This window comes from Pseudomonas sp. BF-R-19, from assembly GCF_019956445.1.
GTDB lineage: Bacteria > Pseudomonadota > Gammaproteobacteria > Pseudomonadales > Pseudomonadaceae > Aquipseudomonas > Aquipseudomonas fluorescens_BH.
On the sequence record NZ_JAHBDN010000033.1, the window covers coordinates 20,832 to 40,748 of the forward strand.

Here is a 19,917-nt window from a genome sequence, read left to right on the forward strand (position 1 = left end):
CCTTTGACCGTTTGGGCGGTCACGACCCTATTTTTGAGATTGGCCCCACGAGGCGAATCTGACGTTATCCATATAAAAATTGAGGAGCACATCGATGCGCGTCATTCTGCTGGGAGCTCCCGGGGCCGGTAAAGGTACTCAGGCTAAGTTCATCACCGAGAAATTCGGCATTCCGCAAATCTCCACCGGCGACATGTTGCGTGCAGCGGTCAAGGCCGGCACCGAGCTGGGCATCAAGGCCAAGAGCATCATGGATGCCGGCGGCCTGGTGTCCGATGACCTGATCATCGCACTGGTCAAGGACCGCATCGCCCAGTCCGACTGCGCCAACGGTTTCCTGTTCGACGGCTTCCCGCGCACCATTCCCCAGGCTGAAGCCCTGGTGACGGCAGGCGTCGAGCTGGATGCAGTGGTTGAAATCGCCGTTGAAGACGAAGAGATCGTCCAGCGTATCGCCGGTCGCCGCGTTCACGAGGCCAGCGGCCGCGTGTACCACATCGTCTACAACCCGCCGAAAATCGCTGGCAAAGACGACGTCACCGGTGAAGAGCTGGTGCAGCGCAAGGACGACACCGAAGAAACCGTGCGTCATCGCCTGTCGGTCTACCACTCCCAGACCAAGCCGCTGGTGGACTTCTACCAGAAGCTGTCGGCTGCCAATGGCAAGCCGCAGTACAGCCACATCGAAGGCGTCGGTTCGGTTGAAGCGATCACCGCCAAGGTGCTTGCAGCCCTGAGCTGAAAAGTCTGACCCGCTGCACCATCCACGGCCCGCTTGCGGGCCGTAGTTGTTTATACTGACGCACTTTTTTCTGATCTCTCTTGTGGATACATCGATGAGCACCTTGCTGGCCCTGGACACCGCGACTGAAGCTTGCTCCGTTGCCTTGCTGCATGACGGCAAGGTCACGAGCCATTACGAGGTGATCCCGCGCCTGCACGCGCAGAAGCTGTTGCCGATGATCAAGCAATTGCTGGCCGATGCGGGCACCACGCTGCAAGCGGTCGATGCCATCGCGTTCGGCCGTGGCCCGGGCGCCTTCACCGGCGTGCGCATTGCCATCGGCGTGGTGCAAGGCCTGGCGTTTGCCCTGAATCGCCCGGTGTTGCCGGTGTCGAACCTGGCCGTGCTGGCGCAACGTGCGCTGCGCGAACACGGCGCCACTCAGGTTGCCGCCGCCATCGATGCGCGCATGGATGAAGTGTATTGGGGTTGCTACCGCGAAACGGCCGGGGAGATGCGCCTGGTGGGGGCTGAAGCAGTACTGCCGCCGGAGTCCGCTGGATTGCCGGCCGATGCCAGTGGCGAATGGTTCGGCGCAGGCACTGGTTGGGGGTATGGCGAGCGTATCGCCGTCAGCCTGAGCGGGCAGGACGCGGGCATGTTGCCCCACGCCGCAGACCTGCTGACTCTGGCGCGATTTGCCTGGGAACGCGGCGAGGCGATCGTGGCCGATGAGGCGCAGCCGGTTTATCTGCGCGATAAAGTGGCGACGCCTAAAGCGCGATAGATCCTATACCGAGTTGTACCTATCGCGAGCAAGCTCGCTCCCACAGTGATTGGGGTTGTCCACAGGATTTGTGAACACATCTGTACCCTGTGGGAGCGAGCTTGCTCGCGATGCGAACTACCAGTTATAGCCAATCATCAGTTTCTAACCTCAGCTTTTAAACCTTTTGCCTTTTATGTGTTCTAGTTATCACTCGGCGGTTTGCGAAGCGGGAAGTGCGCCACTAAACTGCCATCACTGATTCCGAGTATGCACCTATGCGTATAGACGGCGTTTCCTCTCAGTCCTACCCCATCAAGCGCAAACCTCGCAAAGGCCGCGTGGTGGAAGACGACGCCATTGATATCGAAGGCGAGCTGGAATTTCCGACTGAAGAGCAACTGGCTGCCCGTGCCGCCAAAGCCTCTGCGCAAAAACTGAGCAATCTCCCCGCCCGTCAGCAAGACATGATTTACCACCGTGCCATGAGCAAAAGCGTGGCGACAGCCCTGGCCAGCTACCTGAGCACCGCCGGTTTCGTCGATTGGGAAGCGGATGTGCTGGGTCTCGACCTGTACATCTGATGTTGCTGCCGTATTACCTCGGATGCCCGTCCTGGAGCGAAAACGCCTGGCGCGACTACCTGTATCCGCCGGACGCCAGACCCGCCGATTTTCTTGATCTCTATTCCCGGGTTTTCAATGCCGTGGAAGGCAACACGACCTTCTACGCGAGCCCGGCTGCCAGCACCGTGCAGCGTTGGGCCGACACCATGCCCGAACACTTTCGCTTCACCGCCAAGTTTCCCGGCGAGATCAGCCACGGTGGCGATCTGCGCGAGCAGCTGACCGCCGCTGAGACCTTCACTCAGTTACTCAGCCCTCTCGGTGAGCGGGTGTCGCCACTGTGGTTGCAGTTGTCGAAAAGCTTCACGCCCCAACGTTTGCCCGAACTGGCCGGATTTATCGATGCCCTGCAGCGGCCGCTGGCCGTTGAAGTGCGGCATGACGAGTTTTTCGCCAAGGGTGCCAGCGAGCGAATGTTCAACCGTCTGCTGCTGGATCGCGGAGTCGAACGCATTTGTCTCGATCCCCGTGCGCTGTTCAGTTGCACCTCGACCGAGCCCTCGGTGCTCCACGCCCAATCGAAGAAACCCCGGGTGCCACCGCGCCCTGCGGCATTCACGCAATTCCCGCAGGTGCGTTTTATCGGCCACCCGACGCTTGAGGCCAACGATACGTTCCTGGAGCCTTGGGTCGAGAAAATTGCACTATGGATCGAAGAAGGCCGCACGCCGTATATCTTCCTGCACACCGCCGACAACCTGCTGGCCGCGAAGCTGGCGCAGCGTTTTCACGCTCGGCTGATGCTGCGTTTGCCTGGCTTGCCGGCGCTGCCTGAGCTATACAGAGAACCCGTCGCCGAGCAACTTGGCCTGCTCTGAGGCGGATTCTTTCCCCTCTTCAGGAGCCTGCCCAATGGATGCGCAAACCCTTCGAGCCCAGGCGTTCAAAGCCCTTCATGAACGTCCCGGGGCCTTTGTGATTCCCAATCCGTGGGATGCCGGCTCGGCGAAAATGCTCGCCAGCCTCGGCTTCGAGGCGCTGGCGACCACCAGTGCCGGTTATGCCTTTTCCCAGGGGCGTGCCGATGGCGGATTGACCCTCGATGACACCCTGATGAACGTTCAAGCCATTGTCGCCGCCACCGACCTGCCGGTTGCCGTGGACCTGGAAAACGGTTTTGCCGACAACCCGGCTGATTGCGCGAAAAGTATCTTGCGCGCAGCAGAGGCTGGAGCCATCGGTGGTTCGATCGAAGATGCCACCGGCCGCGAAGAAGGCCCGATCTACTGTTTCGAACACGCCGTGGCGCGCATCGAAGCCGCTGTGGCTGCCGCTCGCAGTCTGCCGTTCCACTTTACGTTGACTGCCCGGGCGGAAAACTTCCTGCACGGCAATCCCGATCTGGCCGACACCATCCGCCGTTTGCAGGCATTCGCCGAGGCCGGTGCCGATGTGCTCTACGCACCGGGTCTGCGCAGCGCCGAGGATGTGCTGGCGGTGGTGCGCGCCGTGGCGCCAAAACCAGTGAATGTGTTGATGTCGGGGGGCTTGAAGCTGACGGTCGCGCAGTTGGGTGAGATGGGCGTCAAACGCATCAGCGTGGGCTCGGCGCTGGCATTGGCGGCCTATGGCGAATTCTTCCGCGCCGCCGAAGAAATCCAGACGTCAGGCACGTTTGGTTTCACGTCCCGGTCGATGCCGTACCAGAAGGCCAATCAGTTTTTCAAAGGCTGAGGGAAGAGGGCGCGGCTGAGGGTCAGGCGGCGATACGCAGGTTCTGCAGGATGATCGGGCGCGCCCAGCCATTGTCGAAATCGAGTTGTTTCTGCTGTTCCACCCGTTCTTCTGGCGAGAACGGTGGGAACGGCTTTTCGAGCAGGTCGAGTTCGAACTCGGCGATGGGCAGGTGCAGCGGGCGCGGTTGCGGGGCAGGCCCTGCTTCGTATACCGGCTGACCGGCTTTCAGCACGATCGGGCGAACCCAGCCGCTTTCGAAGTCCTGCTGTTTTTGCTGTGTGACGATTTCATCCGCCGGGAACGGTGGGCGTGGCTTGTCGGCCAGGTCCATTTCGAATTCGGCAATTGGCAGGAACAGCGGCTCGGGCGGGCGGATTACGTTGTCCTTCACGTCGCATTCGCGCTGAGACACGATGTGCTCCAGCAGCTCGCTGCCGACCGTGGGTTCAACAGGACTTTCGAGATCGACCGGTGGAAAACTCAGAGATTGCGGCAGCACTTCACCCGACAGTTCGGCCAGCGCTCGGGCAAAGAAATCCTGCCAGATGTGGCTGACACCGCTCAGTGCCTGGGTGTTTCGCAGGTTGTAGTCGCCATAGGGCGAGATAAAACCTGTGATTGTGGGTTGAATGTCTGACATTTCTCTCGGTCGACGCTCAGCTCTGGCAAAATGCTCGATAGTTTTGTTATCGGCAGTTTTTGCCGATCATTAATTTTTTGAGCGTGTTTTCCGATGATTGATCAACCTGCGGCCTGCCGCATCCATGTCCAGGCCCTCGACGCGGCTTTCGAGCCTCAAGCCGAGCAATGGGCCGAGCGCCTGGGCTTGCCAATGCAAGTGGCGGACGGCGAATTTGCCTTGCAGGTGGGTGACATGGGCTTGCAGCTGCAACAGCTGGGGCCGGATGCACCCGGCCCGGTGCGGGTGGACTTCGTCGAGGGCGGTGCGGCCCATCGCCGGTTGTACGGCGGCGGCAGCGGACAGATGATCGCCAAGGCTGTTGGCGTCGCCCAAGGCGTGCGCCCGCGGGTACTGGACGCCACGGCAGGCCTGGGCAAGGACGCGTTCGTGCTGGCCAGCCTCGGTTGCGAGATGAGCCTGATCGAGCGTCAGCCGCTGATCGGTGCCTTGCTGGAAGACGGCCTGGCCCGTGGCGCGGAAGATTTCGACGTGGCGCCGATCGTGGCGCGCATGCGCTTGCTCAAAGGCAACTCGATCGAGGTCATGCGCAACTGGGAGGGCGAGCCGCCGCAGGTGATCTACCTTGACCCGATGTTCCCGCACCGTGAGAAAACCGCACTGGTGAAGAAGGAAATGCGCCTGTTCCGGCCGCTGGTGGGTGATGACCCGGATGCGCCGGCATTGCTCGAGGCCGCCTTGGCCCTGGCCAGCCACCGGGTGGTGGTCAAGCGTCCGCGCAAGGCGCCGTGCATCGAAGGGCCGAAGCCGAGTCATGCGCTGGATGGCAAGTCCAGCCGGTATGACATTTATCCGAAGAAGGCGCTCAAGCCGTAAGACCGAGGCGCCTGCTTCGCGAGCAAGCCCGCTCCCACATTTGACCGCGTACTGTCCGACGGAACCGGGTCACCTGTGGGAGCGGGCTTGCTCGCGAATACGCCCGCCCATTCGGCACAAACTCATCAGGCTCACTCAGGCCGATAAGCCCGCAAAAACAACCCCACTACCTCCCGCACATGGCTCTCCGCCGCCTCGCCAACCAAAGGCTCGCCGCAGCCATACAGCAAGCGGAAATTCCCGGCGCCCTTGAGCAGGCAGAAGAAGTGCTCGGCCGCGTTGTGCGGCTTGTCGATGCGCAACACGCCGCTTTCATCGATCTTGCTCAGCAGGCGTTCCATGCCATGTAGCATGCGCTCCGGCCCGGCTTCGAAGAATATCTGCGACAGTTTAGGGTCCTGACTGCCCAAGGTCATCATCAAGCGGTGCAGGTTCACCGATTCATCACTGTTGATCAGATGATGAAAACCGCGCGCGATGTTCAGCAGCACGGTTTCCACTGCCACGCCTTCCGGCAGTTCGAAGAACAGCGGTGGCAACTGTTCCTCGCACTTGGCCATCACCGCAGAGGAGAACAGCGTCTCCTTGTCGTTGAAGTGGCTATAGACCGTCAGCTTCGACACACCGGCCTCGGCCGCGACGGCATCCATGCTGGTATTGGCATAACCCTTACTCAGAAACAGCGCTTTGGCCGCATCGAGAATCGCCTGGCGCTTGACCAGGTCCTTGGGTCTGCCTGGGCCATTGGGTGCTGAAAGATTGTTTGGCATATTCGTTTTTATTACTGGACTGGTGAGTTTGCTATTAATAACATACTGCTCAGTATAATTATTCAAAGCACCATTAGCGAAAGGTCCTTCACCATGTTCCGCTATGCCTTGCCCCTCGCGTTGCCAGTCACCCTGGCTTTTTTATTGTCTGCGTGTGGTCATGAAGAGGCACCGCAGGTCAGCGTGCGCCCGGCCATGGTGGTCCAGCCAGAGCCTTCGGCGCAGGCCATGGAAAGCTATCCCGGTGAAGTCCGCGCGCGGTATGAGCCGGATCTGGCGTTCCGTATCGGCGGCAAAGTCAGCCGACGACTGGTCGAGGAAGGGCAGCGGGTCAAGGCCGATCAACCATTGGCCGAGCTCGATCCCCAGGACGTGCGCCTGCAACTGGAGGCCACCCGGGCCCAGGTCGCCGCCGCCGAAGCCAATCTGAACCTGGTGCGTTCCGAGCGTGATCGCTACAAGACCCTGATGGAGCGTCAACTGGTCAGTCGTTCACAATACGACAACGCGGAAAACCTCTACCGCTCCGGCGAAGCGCGGCTCAAGCAAATCAAAGCCGAATTCAACGTTTCCAATAACCAGGCCAGCTACGCCGTGTTGCGTGCGCCGCAGGACGGCGTCGTGGCCAAGCGCCTGGTGGAGGTCGGGCAAGTCGTGGCTGCCGGGCAAACGGTGTTCACCCTGGCAACCGATGGCGAGCGTGAAGTCCTGATCAGCCTGCCGGAGCAGAACTTCGGCCGCTTCAAGGTCGGTGAGCCGGTGTCGGTGGAACTCTGGACCCAGCCCGATCAGCGATTCGAAGGGCGTATCCGTGAATTGTCGCCGTCTGCTGATCCAAAATCGCGCACCTTCGCGGCCCGCATTGCCTTCAGTTCCGGCAAGGTTCCTGTCGAACTGGGCCAGAGCGCCCGAGTGTTCGTGCAGGCCGCCGACGTGGTTCCACTGTCCGTTCCGTTGTCTGCGCTGACGGCGGAAAACGGCGTGACCTATGTCTGGATCGTCAGCGCCAATAACACCTTGAAAAAGGCCCCGGTGCGGGTCGGTGCCTTTGGCGAGAAAACCGTACCGGTGCTTGAAGGGCTCAACGCCAGCGACTGGGTGGTGGCTGCCGGTGTCCATGTGCTTCTCGAAGGGCAGCAGGTGCGCCCGGTGGATCGCTCCAATCGCGTGGTCAATCTGGCGGACAAGGAGTAAGCCCCGATGCGCTTCAACGTTTCCGAATGGGCGCTGCGTAATCGCCAGATCGTCCTGTTCCTGATGCTGTTGCTGGCCATCGTCGGCGCACTTTCCTACACCAAGCTCGGCCAGAGCGAGGATCCTCCGTTCACCTTCAAGGCCATGGTGATTCGCACCAACTGGCCGGGAGCGACCGCCGAGGAAGTCTCGCGCCAGGTCACCGAACGCATTGAAAAGAAGTTGATGGAAACCGGCGAGTACGAGCGCATCGTGTCGTTCTCTCGCCCCGGCGAATCCCAGGTGACCTTCATCGCCCGCGACTCCATGCACTCGGTGGAGATCCCGGAACTCTGGTATCAGGTGCGCAAGAAGATCAGCGACATTCGTCATACCTTGCCGCCGGGAATTCAGGGGCCGTTCTTCAACGATGAATTCGGCACCACGTTCGGCAATATCTATGCCCTGACCGGCGAGGGTTTCGACTACGCCGTGCTCAAGGATTACGCCGACCGCATCCAGATCCAGCTGCAACGGGTCAAGGATGTGGGCAAGGTCGAACTGCTGGGGTTGCAGGACGAGAAAGTCTGGATCGAACTCTCCAACGTCAAGCTCGCCACCCTCGGCTTGCCGCTGGCTGTTGTCCAGCAAGCCCTTGAAGAACAGAACGCGGTGTCCACGGCAGGTTTCTTCGAAACCAGCAGCGAGCGATTGCAGCTACGGGTGACGGGGAATTTTCAGACGGTCGACGAGATCAAGAACTTCCCGATCCGCGTCGGTGATCGCACCTTCCGCATCTCCGACGTGGCCGACGTGCGCCGTGGTTTCAACGATCCACCGGCGCCGCGCATGCGCTTCATGGCGCAGGACGCCATCGGCCTTGCGGTGGCAATGAAGGACGGCGGTGACATCCTGGTACTGGGCAAGGCGCTGGAAATCGAGTTTGCCCGCATCCAGAAAAACCTCCCGGCCGGCATGGAGTTGCGCAAGGTTTCCGACCAACCGGCTGCGGTGAAAACCGGTGTTGGCGAGTTCGTGCAAGTGTTGGTCGAGGCGCTGGCCATTGTGTTGCTGGTGAGCTTCTTCTCCCTCGGCGTGCGCACTGGCATGGTGGTGGCCCTGGCGATTCCGCTGGTGCTGGCGATGACGTTCGCCTGCATGTATTACCTGGGCATCGGCCTGCACAAGATCTCCCTCGGCGCGCTGGTACTGGCCCTGGGTTTGCTGGTGGACGACGCGATCATCGCCGTGGAAATGATGGCGATCAAAATGGAGCAGGGTTTCGACCGGGTCAAAGCCGCGAGTTATGCCTGGACCAGTACCGCGTTCCCGATGCTCACCGGTACGCTGATCACCGCGGCCGGCTTCCTGCCGATTGCCACGGCGCAATCGGGCACTGGTGAATACACCCGTTCGATCTTCGAGGTGGTTACCATCGCGCTATTGGCGTCGTGGGTGGCCGCGGTGGTGTTCGTGCCGTACCTCGGGGAGAAACTCCTTCCGGACCTGGCGAAGATTCATGCCGCCAAACACGGTGCCGGCCAGCCCGATCCGTATGCCACGCCGTTTTATCAGCGCGTCCGGCGTCTGGTGGAGTGGTGCGTGCGCTGGCGCAAAACCGTGATCCTGGCGACCGTGCTGTTGTTCATTGGCTCCATCGTGCTGTTCCGCTTTGTGCCGCAGCAGTTCTTCCCGGCATCGGGTCGCCTGGAGTTGATGGTCGACCTGAAACTGGCCGAAGGCGCTTCGCTGAGCAACACCGCCGACGAGGTCAAACGTCTCGAAGCGCTGCTCAAGGATAAGGCCGGGATCGACAATTACGTGGCCTACGTCGGCACCGGTTCGCCGCGTTTCTACCTGCCGCTGGATCAACAACTGCCGGCGGCGAGCTTCGCCCAGTTTGTCGTCCTGGCGAAAACCATCGAAGAACGGGAAACCCTGCGCACCTGGTTGATCTCAACCCTCAATGAGCAATTCCCGGTGCTGCGTTCGCGGGTCACGCGCCTGGAAAACGGTCCGCCGGTTGGCTATCCGGTGCAGTTCCGCGTGACCGGGGAGCACATCGAGGAAGTGCGGGCGCTGGCGCGCAAAGTCGCGGCCAAGGTTCGCGAGAACCCGCATGTGGTCAACGTCCACCTGGATTGGGAAGAGCCGAGCAAGGTGGTGTACCTGAACATCGATCAGGACCGCGCGCGGGCGCTGGGCGTGAGCACGGCGAACCTGTCGAGGTTCCTGCAAAGCTCCCTGACCGGTTCCAGTGTCAGCCAGTACCGTGAAGACAACGAGTTGATCGAGATCCTGTTACGCGGCACCTTGCATGAGCGCACCGAGTTGTCGTTGCTGCCGAGCCTGGCGGTGCCGACCGATAACGGTCGCAGTGTCGCGCTGTCGCAGATCGCGACCCTGGAGTACGGCTTCGAAGAGGGCATCATCTGGCACCGTAACCGCCTGCCTAACGTGACGGTTCGCGCCGACATCTATGGCAAGGAACAACCGGCGACGCTGGTGCAGCAGATCATGCCGACCCTCGATTCGATCCGCGCTGAATTGCCGGATGGCTACTTGCTGGATGTCGGCGGCACCGTGGAAGATTCGGCGCGCGGACAGAACTCGGTGAAGGCAGGGGTGCCGCTGTTCATCGTGGTGGTGTTGACGTTGCTGATGCTGCAGCTGCGAAGTTTTTCGCGCACGGCGATGGTCTTTCTCACGGCGCCATTGGGGTTGATTGGTGTGACGCTGTTTTTGCTGGTGTTCCGTCAGCCGTTCGGTTTCGTGGCCATGCTGGGGACTATCGCCTTGTCCGGGATGATCATGCGTAACTCGGTGATTCTGGTGGATCAGATCGAGCAGGATATCGTTGCGGGGTTGAAGCCTTGGCAGGCGATTATCGAGGCGACGGTGCGGCGGTTTCGGCCGATTGTGTTGACGGCGCTGGCGGCGGTGTTGGCGATGATTCCGTTGTCGCGCAGTGTGTTTTTCGGGCCGATGGCGGTGGCGATCATGGGGGGGTTGATTGTGGCCACGGCGTTGACGCTTTTGTTTTTGCCTGCCCTTTATGCTGCCTGGTTTCGGGTTCGCAAAGAGTCGGTTTGATGGTTTGGGCGTGGCGGCCTTTGGGCCGACCATGCTCTTGGTTGATTGAGTACATATCCGTTCCTGCGGTAACGGCGGCTGGCGGTTTCGCCCTTACGGCGAGTCACTTTTAACAAGCGCCTTAAAAGTAACCAAAAGCGCTCGCCCCGAACGTACGGCCCCTCGCTAAGGCTCGGGGTTCCTTCGCTCCGGCATTCATCCGGGGGCATTGCCCTCCGGTCGGCTTCGCTTCGACCTACATGCAATGTGTTCGACTGCGTCGAACGGCGCTACGCGCCAATCCCCGGATGAACGCCTCCACTCAGCCTCCCGAGGGGGCGGGTGGATCAAGATCAAAAGCTGCAGGCGAGCTAACGCTCGGCCTGATGAGTGGTGAGGAGCGTCGGTGTACGCCAACCTGCCTTTGCTCTTCTGTGGGAGCGAGCTTGGTCCGGGCGGCGTTCCGACGATGACGGCCTGCCAGCCGACCAATTTCTTTCGAATGTACCCAGCCCAACTGTAGGTGCGAGCCTGCTCGCGAAGGCGGCCTGCCAGCCGACCTGTTTCTTCCGGATGTACTCGGTCAAATTGTGGGAGCTGGCTTGCCTGCGATGGCGGCCTGCCAGCCGACGAATCCCTCACAGATGTACCCGATCCAATTGTGGGAGTGAGCCTGCTCGCGATGACGGCTTATCAGTCAAAACCGTCGCTGCTAATTCAGCAACCGGGACTGCAGAACCTTTACCAACCAGCGGGCCTTCATTGTTCCTACATTTATCTCGGACCCGTCTGATATTGAGGCTGAAAAGCTCAGGTGTTGTACTCAGAGCCCGGTTTCACGCATGTTTGAGACAGCGCCATGAAAAATCCACCCACATTGAGGGGGCGGTCCGATCCGGTGTTTGATCGGCTGTTGCGATCGCCCCACAAGGAACGCCTTTCGCAATACCTCGCCTTGCTCAAGCCCCTGGACGATCAGGGACGTTACCTGCCATTCGATTCATTGCGCTACCGCTGGGCGCCCGGGCTGGATTCGAACCTGTGCTGGGCCTTGGTCAAGAAAGCGCGGACTGCACAGTATTCGAACCTTTTGCCATTGGGTGAAACGGCGTGCTGGCTGAAATTCATGCTGACACCGCAGGCGCAAAAAGCCATTTCCGTAGTGGATCGTCAGGCGACAACCGCAGTGCTGGAATATATGACCGGCCAGATTGGCGAGCGCGCTCATTTCAGCTATTTGCTCAATGATCTGATCGAAGACGAGGCCATCAGCAGTAGCCAGCTCGAAGGTGCGGCCACCACGACGCGGGTGGCCAAGGACATGCTCAAGCGCCATCGCTCGCCGCGCACGCCGGATGAGCGAATGGTCATCGGTAACTTCAAGATGATGAACTTCGCCTGGGAGCAGCGTTACGAGCCACTGAGCGTTGAACTGATTGCAGCCATGCATCGAGTTGGCGTCGAGGGGATCGACGATTCGCAGTACTCGCCAGGAGCGTTCAGGGTCAACGATGACGTCGTCGTCCAGGATGGCGAGGGCAACACCGTGCATTCGCCACCGCCTGCAACAGGGCTAGTGACACGTTTGCAGGTGCTGGCCAAGTGGATCAACCAACCCCACAACAACCCTCATCAAGCGGACTACCTTCATCCATTGATCAAAGCCATCGCGCTGCATTTTGTCTTGGGTTACGAGCATCCTTTTCGCGACGGCAACGGTCGGGTCGCGCGCGCACTGTTTTACTGGTTCATGTTCAAAAATGACTACTCGGCGTTTCGCTACATCGCCATCAGTGTTTTGTTGCGCAATGCGCCGTTGAAGTACGGGCGGTCGTATTTGAATACCGAGGCGGATGACCTGGATCTGACGTATTTCATTGATTTCCAGTGTTCGGTGGTGTTGCGGGCTGTGGGCAGTTTTACCGAGGCGTATCGGAAAAGTCTGGACGATGCGCAGCAATTTGATTGCTGGTTGCGTGAAAGTGGTTTTCTCGACCAGCTCACCGAGAAACAGCGGGCATTGTTTCAAGTGGCCAGGAGCGGAATGGCCAAGGAATTCACGGCGGTCAATGTGAAGGAAAATCTGGGTTGTTCCTACAACACGGCATCAGCCACGCTAAATGGGCTGGTCGCGTTGAAGCTGTTCGAGAAACGCAAGATGGGGCGGGAGTGGGTGTTCTTTCTAAGACCGGTATCAGCGGCCTGAACCTTTGTGGGAGCACGCCTGCTCCCACAGGTTTTGTGTCGCGGCTCAGAGCGTACCAAACACCTTCTTCGCCAAACTGGTCGCCGCAGATGCCGGGTTCTGGCGGATGGTTTCTTCCTGTTTGCCGATCATTTCGAACAAGCCATTCAGCGCCTGCTCGGTGACGTAGTTTTCGACGTTGGCATTCTTCGCATCCACTACGCCCATTGTCGCCGCTTGCCCGGCGAACGAGTTGTACTGCTGGGCCAGGCCAACCTTGTCGGTGGCTTGCTTGACGATCGGCAGGAACCTGGCGCGGATCTGTTCGCGGCTGGTCTTGTTCAGGTATTGGGTGGCCGAGTCGTTGCCGCCGCTGAGGATGCCCTTGGCATCTTCCACGGTCATTTTCTTCACGGCGTCGACGAGGATGGGCTGGGCCTGGGTCACAGCGCTTTCCGCCGCCTTGTTCATGCTGGCTTCCAGTTCATCGACCTGGTCACCCATGCCGAACTGTTTCATCTTGCTCGCGACCTTGCCCAGCTTGCCCGGCAGTTCGATTTTTACGTCGGGGTTGTTGCTGAAGCCACCCGGGGTACCGAGTTGTTTGACGGCCAGTTGCGCGCCTTGGGTCAGTGCGTCCTTGAGCCCGCCGGTGGCGTCTTTCTGCGACAGGTCGGTGAGGGATAGCGCCAGGGCGTTGGCACAGATCATCAAGCCTGCGCACAGGCCGGCAATGCGGAGGGTAGGGCGGAACATGGCAACTTCCTTTTTCGAAAAAGACACTTAGTAGCGGGCCGGGTCGACACGGACCTTCAGCGGCTGTGGATCGGTGCCGTCCAGGCGCACGGCATGATTCTCGGTGGTGATGAACATCAGTTTGCCATCGACTTCAATGCGCGCGCTCACCGAGTAACGGTGATTGGGCTCTACCTTCAGCGGGTCGTAGCTGAGGTGGAAGGCCAACGGCACTTGGCCTTTGACCTGGCCGCGCTGTTCGTCGATGACCTTCGCCGGGGCATCGGCGAGTGAGATGTCCTGCAGGCTGACGCTCAGGACCGCCGTCGGTGGCAGGGCGATGCGTTGCAGGTAGAAGACTTCGCCATCGAGGTTGGCTTTAGGGGCAGGCTGCATGGATTGGCAGGCGCTCAGTAAAGCGGATAGCCCAAGGAGAGAGAGTTTTTTCATGAGGCGGATCCTTGTCATTGGCGCCCGAAGAGGACCGGCGCCAACAACAATTTAGCGGATTTTTCCGGCAATATCCCCCGGCAATTTTTTGCCTCACGTGTGAGGGGATTCGCCAATTATACGTGTGAGTATCAAGACACGTGCTGAGCAAGTTTTTAGCGGCTCTCATCGTTGAAGAGGGAGCGGGCGTCGATATATAGGGTGGCTCTTTGCTACTGCCAAGCAGTTCGATGTTTTTATTAATTAAACAATGAATACAGGTTTGAGGTAGATGTCTTCGTGATGACGAGTGCCATATTCGAAATCGATCGAAAGAAGTTCATCGGCCTTGGCGAGAAGCGTCCCGTCGGGAAGAAAAACTTCTGCGATAATTCGGTACGTAGCGACAGAGTTTTCACTGGGGTCGCGTTCAACAACGAATTCAAATTCCCACCATTTATGCTTCAGCGAGTTTTCTTCATGTGTGTTGATGAGCGTGGATTCATTGTCGCTGGGATGTTTGTAAAGACTGGTTTTGGTGGTGTAGCTCGGATGTGTGCGATATGGAGTTTTGCTGAAAAGAACTTTTCCGGAAATGTATTTGTTCATCTAACCATCCTTTTAGTTGAGCCTGGAATAGGCATGAAGGATGCTAGCTGATCATTGAAGTCTGGTATTTCGCAGAAATACATCCTTTTATTTCTGCGTGGAAAGTCAAGTTGTTGTTTGTGTGTTCAGTGGGGCTTTTTCCGCCGCACTTTCATTGCCGTGCAACGCCACCTGCCTAATCGACAATCGAATCTCCGCCGGCAACACCCGTTTGGCCGCGCCTTCGGCCAGTTCACCGAGCAGTTCGTGATAGCTCAGCTTGCCCGCTTCATCACGCTTGAGCACGTCAAGGTCGAGCATGGTCTGGATGAAGTGGCGGAACAGGCTCTTGTCGAAGAATTCCGGGGCGTTCAGGCCATGCAGGATCGACAGGCGCTGGGCCATGACCGTGCACAGGTCTTCCAGCTCTTCGGCGCTGATGCTGTTCTGGCCACTGTTGAGCAGCAGGGACACGGTCATGTAGAAGCGCTGCAACGTCTGGGCGATGCTTTTCGACAGCAAGGTCAGCAGCACGAAATGCCGCGAGCTTGGCGCCGGGCGCAGGTACACGTTGTTCTCGAAACGCAGCAGGCCTTGCTCGACGAACGCCTCCAGCCATTGATCGATCACCGCATCCAGTTCGTCCAGCGACCAGCGAATGAACAGCTCTGCTTGCAGGTAGGGATACAACGCGCGGGTGTAGCGCAGGATCTGTTCGCGGCTCATGCGCGAGGCGCTCTGGAAGAAGCTCGCCAGCAACGCCGGCAGTGCGAAGATGTGCAATACGTTGTTGCGGTAGTAGGTCATCAGGACGGCGTTCTGTTCGTCCAGATACAGAATCTTGCCCAGGGCATCGCTCTGCTCGGACAGCAGGTCCATGTCCTTCACGTGCTCGATCAACGCCCGGCCATCACCGTCCGGCAGGGTGGTGTGTGGCGAGTATGGGACCTTGCGCAACAGCGCCAGGTACAAATCCAGCACCCGCGCCATGGCCCGGTCATCCAGCGCCAGTCGGGTGGTCGACAGCAGCGCCAGTGCCACCAGGTTGACCGGGTTGATCGCCGCCGCTTCGTTCAGATGCCGGGCGACTTTCTCGCCGAGGCGGTTGGTGGTTTCGTTGAGCCAGGCGGGCCTGAACTGGGGGCCGAGTTCCTGTTGGCGCCAGTCCGGCTGTTCGCCGTCGAGGAATTCCGCCAGCTTGATTGGCTCGCCGAAGTTCACCGCCACCTGGCCGAAGCGCTGTTTGAGCGCGCCGATGACTTTGAAAATATCGAAGATCGACTCTTTCTTCTTGGCCGCACCGCGCAGTTCGCCGAGGTAGGTCCGGCCTTCCAGCACACGCTCGTAGCCGATGTACACCGGCACGAACACGATCGGCATGCGCGACGAGCGCAGGAAGCTGCGCAGGGTGATCGCCAGCATCCCGGTCTTCGGTTGCAGCATGCGCCCGGTGCGCGAACGGCCGCCTTCGACGAAGTACTCCACCGGGAAGCCCTTGGTGAACAGGGTGTGCAGGTATTCGTTGAACACCGAGGTGTAGAGCGGGTTGCCCTTGAACGTGCGGCGCATGAAGAACGCGCCGCCGCGACGCAGCAGGCCGCCGATCACCGGCATGTTCAGGTTGATGCCCGCGGCAATGTGCGGCGGGGTCAGGCCGTTGCGGAACAGTAGATAGGACAGCAGCAGATAGTCGATGTGGCTGCGGTGGCACGGCACGTAGATCACTTCGTGACCCTGGGCGGCCTTCTGCACGCCCTCGATGTGGTTGACCTTGATCCCGTCGTAGATCTTGTTCCAGAACCAGCTCAGCACCACTTCCATAAAACGGATCGCAGTGTAGGTGTAGTCCGAGGCGATTTCGTTGCCGTAGCGCAGTGCCTGGGCTTTGGCTTTCTCCGGTGAGATGTTCTCGCGCTCGGCTTCGTCGAGGATCGCTTGTTTGACCTGCGGCTGGTTGAGCAGGCCTTTGACCAGATTACGACGGTGGGAAATGTCCGGGCCGATCACCGCTGCCTTCAGGTTGCGGAAATGCACCCGCAGGATGCGCTGGGCCATGCGCACGGTGCGCTCGTGGCCCTTGTCGTGTTCGATCAGTTCGCGCAGGTGGATCGGCGCGGAGAACTGCACGCGGGTCTTGCGTCCCAGCACGATGACGCTCAGCAAGCGTCGCAGGCGCCCGGTAACGGCCCAGCTGTCGGCGAACAGGAGTTTCCACGGGCTGTTTTCGCTGTCCGGCGACTGGCCCCAGAACACGCTGACCGGAATGATCTGCGCATCTTCGGCGGCGTTCTGGCTCAGGGCGCTGACCAGGCGGGTCAGTGTCGGCGGCGCGCCGCGCTTGTCCTGGCGGCCGAGCCAGTCCGGGTCCGGCGTCAGGTAGAAGAACGCGGCAGGTTCCAGCAGGTTGCCGACCGATACCGGTAGCACCGGGCGTGGCAGACCGGCCTTGCTGCACTCGGTGTCGACCACGGCGAGGTCAGTCAGAGAAGGGTTTTGCAGGACGTAGAACACCGGACGACTGCGGTCGAGGTTGAGGGTGAACGACGACTGGTTGATCGTCTCGGAGCGAACCCAGAGGTACAACAGTCGGCGCAGGGTGCCAAACACAAGACGGCGGAACGGGGAGCGGGTCATACGGCTTCTGCGTGAGTGAATAAAACCAAGCAATTGCTTGGGCGGCCGATAGTGTGCCGGATTCGCTGAAAATCGGCAAAAAAGCGCGAAAGTAAACTCCTGTTGAGAGTTTTAACGTCTGTCATATACTCGGCGCTCTGTCGCCGTTGCCCTCATGGGACCGGTATGCGCAGGCTGACGTTCCCGAGGCTTTCCTGCGAAAAGCCCGATCAATAATAAAAAGGGAGTATGAACAAATGGCAACACGCGAAACCGGCAACGTGAAGTGGTTCAACGACGCCAAGGGCTACGGCTTCATTCAGCGCGAGGACGGGGTGGACGTGTTCGTGCATTACCGCGCGATTCGCGGTGAAGGCCACCGTTCGCTGACCGAAGGCCAGCAGGTTGAATACGCGGTGGTGGAAGGGCAGAAGGGGTTGCAGGCTGAGGATGTGGTGGGGTTGTAATCCACTCTTCAGATCACGCAAAACTACTGTGGGAGCGGGCTTGCTCGCGAAAGCGGTGTGTCAGTCAAAGTTGATGTTGACTGATGTACCGCTTTCGCGAGCAAGCCCGCTCCCACATTTATTCGGTGTCGCTTGCTGTTAAGCGGTTTTCCAGGTGATCTCTTCTTCACCATCGGCGCTGATGCGAATCCAGCGATCGGCGGTCTCTTCACCTTCTTCCTCGACCCAGCTACCCGGCGCACAACGCACTTCCACGTTCAGCGCGGCAAACGCGGCGCGGGCGCAGGCGATGTCGTCGTCCCATGGGGTCTGGTCGCTTTCCAGGTACAGGCTGTTCCACTTGCCGACGGCTTTTGGCAGCCAGGTCACTGGCACGTTGCCGGCCTTGCACTTGTAGGTCTGGCCCTTCTGGACCCAATCCGTGCACGGGCCCAATGCCGCACCCAGCCAGGCGGAAATGGCCTTGTGGTCGACGTCGGCGTCTTTCAGGTAAATCTCGATATCGGGTTGGCGCATGGATGTCCTCACTGCGGGTCTGAAAAATCCATTCGCGGATTTAGCCGGTCTCGGACCTTTGCCCGAGACCAAAAAATTGAAGTTGCTCTCTAACTACTACTGCAGAACGAAATAATCGTAGCGCATCGACACGGTGACCTCGAACGGTTCCGCCTGTTCGATAACTGCTGCCCGGCGCTCGGCGCTGGCGCGCCAGCCGTGGGGTGTCATCGCCAACAGGTTCGCCCGGTCCTGACCACTGACCAGCGTCAGCTTGAATTCCAGGGTTTCACTGTGGGCCAGCGCCATGCCTTCAGGTACCAGGGCCAAGTGCTTGTCGTCGGTGTATTCACGGACTTCGTCGTACAACCGCTCACGCAGTTCCATCAGGTGGCCGCTGGTCGGCCCGACTTTCATCAGTCCGCCGCCAACACTGAGCAGGCGCTTGGCTTCTTCCCAGTCCAGCGGGCTGAAGACACTGGCCAGGAACTGGCAGCTGCCGGAAGCCAACGGCACCCGCGCCATGCTGGCGATCAGCCAGGTGAGCTTCGGGTTGCGTTTGCAGGCGCGTTTGACCGCTTCCCGGGAGATGTCCAGGGCATAACCTTCGGCATCTGGCAGGGCTTCGGCGATTTGCGCGGTGTAGTAACCCTCGCCACAACCGATGTCCAGCCAGTGCTGCGGTGCATAACCAGCAGCCAACTCCGCCAGACGCCTGGACACCGGGGCGTAGTGCCCGGCGTTCAGGAAGTCGCGGCGGGCTTCGACCATCGCCTGGTTATCCCCAGGGTCGCGGCTGTTCTTGTGCTGTACTGGCAACAGGTTCAAGTAACCCTGGCGCGCACGGTCGAAACGATGCCCGGCGGGGCAAACCACGCCGTTGTCCACCGCATTCAGCGGCTCACTGCAGATCGGGCACGCAAGCATCAGGCAAGCAACTTGATCAGGGTCTGGTAGTAGATCTCGGTGAGCACGTCGAGATCGGCGGCCAGCACGCGTTCGTTGACCTGGTGGATGGTCGCGTTGACCGGGCCCAGCTCAACCACTTGAGTGCCCATGGTCGCGATGAAGCGGCCATCGGAGGTACCACCGCTGGTGGACGCCTTGGTTTCACGACCGGTGATGTCCTTGATGCTCGCCGATACCGCGTCGAGCAGCGCGCCCGGTTCGGTGAGGAACGGCAGGCCGGACAGCGCCCAGTCGATGTGCCAGTCCAGGCCATGCTTGTCGAGGATGTCGGCGACGCGCTTTTGCAGGCCTTCGACTGTCGACTCGGTGGAGAAGCGGAAGTTGAACGCCGCCACCAGGTCACCGGGGATCACGTTGGTCGCGCCGGTGCCGGAATTGACGTTGGAGATCTGGAAACTGGTCGGCGGGAAGAAATCGTTGCCGTGATCCCAGTGCTCGGCCGCCAGTTCGGCCAGGGCCGGGGCAGCGAGGTGGATCGGGTTCTTGGCCAGGTGCGGGTAGGCCACGTGGCCTTGCACACCGTGCACGGTCAGCTTGGCGCCAAGGGAGCCGCGACGGCCGTTCTTGACCACGTCACCCACCAGGGTGGTGCTCGACGGTTCGCCGACGATGCACCAGTCCAGACGTTCCTTGCGCGCGGCGAGGCGTTCGACCACAGCCTTGGTGCCGTGGTGCGCCGGGCCTTCTTCGTCGCTGGTGATCAGGAAGGCGACTTTGCCCTTGTGATTCGGGTAATCGGCGACAAAACGCTCGGAGGCGACGGTCATGGCGGCGAGGCTGCCTTTCATGTCGGCGGCGCCACGGCCGCAGAGCATGCCGTGTTCGTCGATCAGCGCGTTGAACGGTTCGATCTGCCAAGCCGCCACCGGGCCGGTCGGGACCACGTCGGTGTGGCCGGCGAAGCACAGCACCGGACCGTCGTCCTGGCCGTGGGTGGCCCAGAAGTTATCCACATCTTCGATGCGCATCGGTTCCAGGGTGAAACCGGCATCGCCCAGGCGCTGCATCATCTGCTTCTGGCAATCGGCGTCGATCGGCGTCACGGACGGACGGCGGATCAGGTCGATGGCGAGTTGGAGGGTCGGCGAAAGGTCGGCGTGGGCCGTCATGGA

At 60.2% G+C, this 19,917-nt stretch carries 19 protein-coding genes; 10 read left to right on the forward strand and 9 right to left on the reverse strand.

Annotated features, from left to right (window positions below; genetic code table 11):
• Window positions 1-94: 94 nt before the first annotated feature.
• The 5 genes from adk to KGB28_RS04265 all read left to right on the forward strand — a co-directional run bounded on the left by adk (window position 95) and on the right by KGB28_RS04265 (window position 3,790).
• On the forward strand, window positions 95-742 hold the full coding sequence (gene adk, locus KGB28_RS04245; protein WP_223442674.1) for an adenylate kinase: 648 nt from the start codon (window positions 95-97) through the stop codon (window positions 740-742).
• Between the two features lie 94 nt (window positions 743-836).
• Window positions 837-1,511: a tRNA (adenosine(37)-N6)-threonylcarbamoyltransferase complex dimerization subunit type 1 TsaB gene (gene tsaB, locus KGB28_RS04250; RefSeq protein WP_223442677.1), complete on the forward strand. Its 675-nt coding sequence runs from the start codon at window positions 837-839 to the stop codon at window positions 1,509-1,511.
• A gap of 257 nt (window positions 1,512-1,768) precedes the next feature.
• A complete protein-coding gene (locus KGB28_RS04255) occupies window positions 1,769-2,074 on the forward strand; it encodes a hypothetical protein (RefSeq protein ID WP_057716196.1) in 306 nt (101 codons plus the stop codon).
• Window positions 2,074-2,934: a DUF72 domain-containing protein gene (locus KGB28_RS04260; protein WP_223442680.1), complete on the forward strand. Its 861-nt coding sequence runs from the start codon at window positions 2,074-2,076 to the stop codon at window positions 2,932-2,934. The genes KGB28_RS04255 and KGB28_RS04260 overlap by 1 nt, the downstream gene beginning before the upstream one ends.
• A 34-nt stretch (window positions 2,935-2,968) precedes the next feature.
• Window positions 2,969-3,790: an isocitrate lyase/phosphoenolpyruvate mutase family protein gene (locus KGB28_RS04265; protein WP_223442682.1), complete on the forward strand. Its 822-nt coding sequence runs from the start codon at window positions 2,969-2,971 to the stop codon at window positions 3,788-3,790.
• A 22-nt stretch (window positions 3,791-3,812) separates the two neighbouring features.
• Here the strand turns inward: KGB28_RS04265 and KGB28_RS04270 are convergent, their stop codons facing one another.
• Entirely contained in the window at window positions 3,813-4,433 is a 621-nt protein-coding gene (locus KGB28_RS04270) for an energy transducer TonB (RefSeq protein ID WP_223442684.1), read from the reverse strand.
• A 93-nt stretch (window positions 4,434-4,526) separates the two neighbouring features.
• On the opposite strand from KGB28_RS04270, the gene KGB28_RS04275 reads away from it, so the two are divergent.
• The gene (locus tag KGB28_RS04275) at window positions 4,527-5,309 is read left to right on the forward strand and encodes a class I SAM-dependent methyltransferase (RefSeq protein WP_057716192.1); all 783 of its coding nucleotides are present in this window, start codon (window positions 4,527-4,529) and stop codon (window positions 5,307-5,309) included.
• Between the two features lie 131 nt (window positions 5,310-5,440).
• Here the strand turns inward: KGB28_RS04275 and KGB28_RS04280 are convergent, their stop codons facing one another.
• Window positions 5,441-6,079 (reverse strand): TetR/AcrR family transcriptional regulator, encoded by a 639-nt coding sequence (locus KGB28_RS04280; protein ID WP_223442686.1) that lies wholly within the window; start codon window positions 6,077-6,079, stop codon window positions 5,441-5,443.
• 93 nt (window positions 6,080-6,172) lie between these two features.
• On the opposite strand from KGB28_RS04280, the gene KGB28_RS04285 reads away from it, so the two are divergent.
• The 3 genes from KGB28_RS04285 to KGB28_RS04295 all read left to right on the forward strand — a co-directional run bounded on the left by KGB28_RS04285 (window position 6,173) and on the right by KGB28_RS04295 (window position 12,530).
• Window positions 6,173-7,273: an efflux RND transporter periplasmic adaptor subunit gene (locus tag KGB28_RS04285; RefSeq protein ID WP_223442688.1), complete on the forward strand. Its 1,101-nt coding sequence runs from the start codon at window positions 6,173-6,175 to the stop codon at window positions 7,271-7,273.
• 6 nt (window positions 7,274-7,279) lie between these two features.
• Window positions 7,280-10,345: an efflux RND transporter permease subunit gene (locus KGB28_RS04290; protein ID WP_223442690.1), complete on the forward strand. Its 3,066-nt coding sequence runs from the start codon at window positions 7,280-7,282 to the stop codon at window positions 10,343-10,345.
• Between the two features lie 838 nt (window positions 10,346-11,183).
• On the forward strand, window positions 11,184-12,530 hold the full coding sequence (locus KGB28_RS04295; RefSeq protein WP_223442707.1) for a Fic family protein: 1,347 nt from the start codon (window positions 11,184-11,186) through the stop codon (window positions 12,528-12,530).
• A 45-nt stretch (window positions 12,531-12,575) separates the two neighbouring features.
• On the opposite strand, the gene KGB28_RS04300 is transcribed toward KGB28_RS04295, so the two are convergent.
• The 4 genes from KGB28_RS04300 to plsB all read right to left on the reverse strand — a co-directional run bounded on the left by KGB28_RS04300 (window position 12,576) and on the right by plsB (window position 16,895).
• Window positions 12,576-13,265: a DUF4197 domain-containing protein gene (locus KGB28_RS04300; protein WP_223442710.1), complete on the reverse strand. Its 690-nt coding sequence runs from the start codon at window positions 13,263-13,265 to the stop codon at window positions 12,576-12,578.
• A 27-nt stretch (window positions 13,266-13,292) separates the two neighbouring features.
• Window positions 13,293-13,694, reverse strand: a complete 402-nt coding sequence (locus KGB28_RS04305; RefSeq protein WP_223442713.1) for a YbaY family lipoprotein — start codon at window positions 13,692-13,694, stop codon at window positions 13,293-13,295.
• 243 nt (window positions 13,695-13,937) lie between these two features.
• Entirely contained in the window at window positions 13,938-14,282 is a 345-nt protein-coding gene (locus KGB28_RS04310; protein WP_223442715.1) for a hypothetical protein, read from the reverse strand.
• Between the two features lie 105 nt (window positions 14,283-14,387).
• Window positions 14,388-16,895, reverse strand: coding sequence for a glycerol-3-phosphate 1-O-acyltransferase PlsB (gene plsB / locus KGB28_RS04315; RefSeq protein WP_223442718.1), 2,508 nt, complete (start codon window positions 16,893-16,895; stop codon window positions 14,388-14,390).
• 236 nt (window positions 16,896-17,131) lie between these two features.
• Between plsB and KGB28_RS04320 the strand changes: the two genes are divergently transcribed.
• Window positions 17,132-17,341, forward strand: coding sequence for a cold shock domain-containing protein (locus KGB28_RS04320; protein ID WP_007954750.1), 210 nt, complete (start codon window positions 17,132-17,134; stop codon window positions 17,339-17,341).
• 138 nt (window positions 17,342-17,479) lie between these two features.
• Here KGB28_RS04320 and KGB28_RS04325 read toward each other — a convergent pair whose 3' ends face one another.
• The 3 genes from KGB28_RS04325 to dapE form a co-directional block, all read right to left on the reverse strand.
• Window positions 17,480-17,857, reverse strand: coding sequence for a hypothetical protein (locus tag KGB28_RS04325; protein ID WP_223442721.1), 378 nt, complete (start codon window positions 17,855-17,857; stop codon window positions 17,480-17,482).
• A 96-nt stretch (window positions 17,858-17,953) separates the two neighbouring features.
• A complete protein-coding gene (locus KGB28_RS04330; protein WP_223442724.1) occupies window positions 17,954-18,763 on the reverse strand; it encodes a putative RNA methyltransferase in 810 nt (269 codons plus the stop codon).
• The gene (gene dapE, locus KGB28_RS04335) at window positions 18,763-19,914 is read right to left on the reverse strand and encodes a succinyl-diaminopimelate desuccinylase (RefSeq protein ID WP_223442727.1); all 1,152 of its coding nucleotides are present in this window, start codon (window positions 19,912-19,914) and stop codon (window positions 18,763-18,765) included. The genes KGB28_RS04330 and dapE overlap by 1 nt, the downstream gene beginning before the upstream one ends.
• Between the last annotated feature and the right edge of the window lie 3 nt (window positions 19,915-19,917).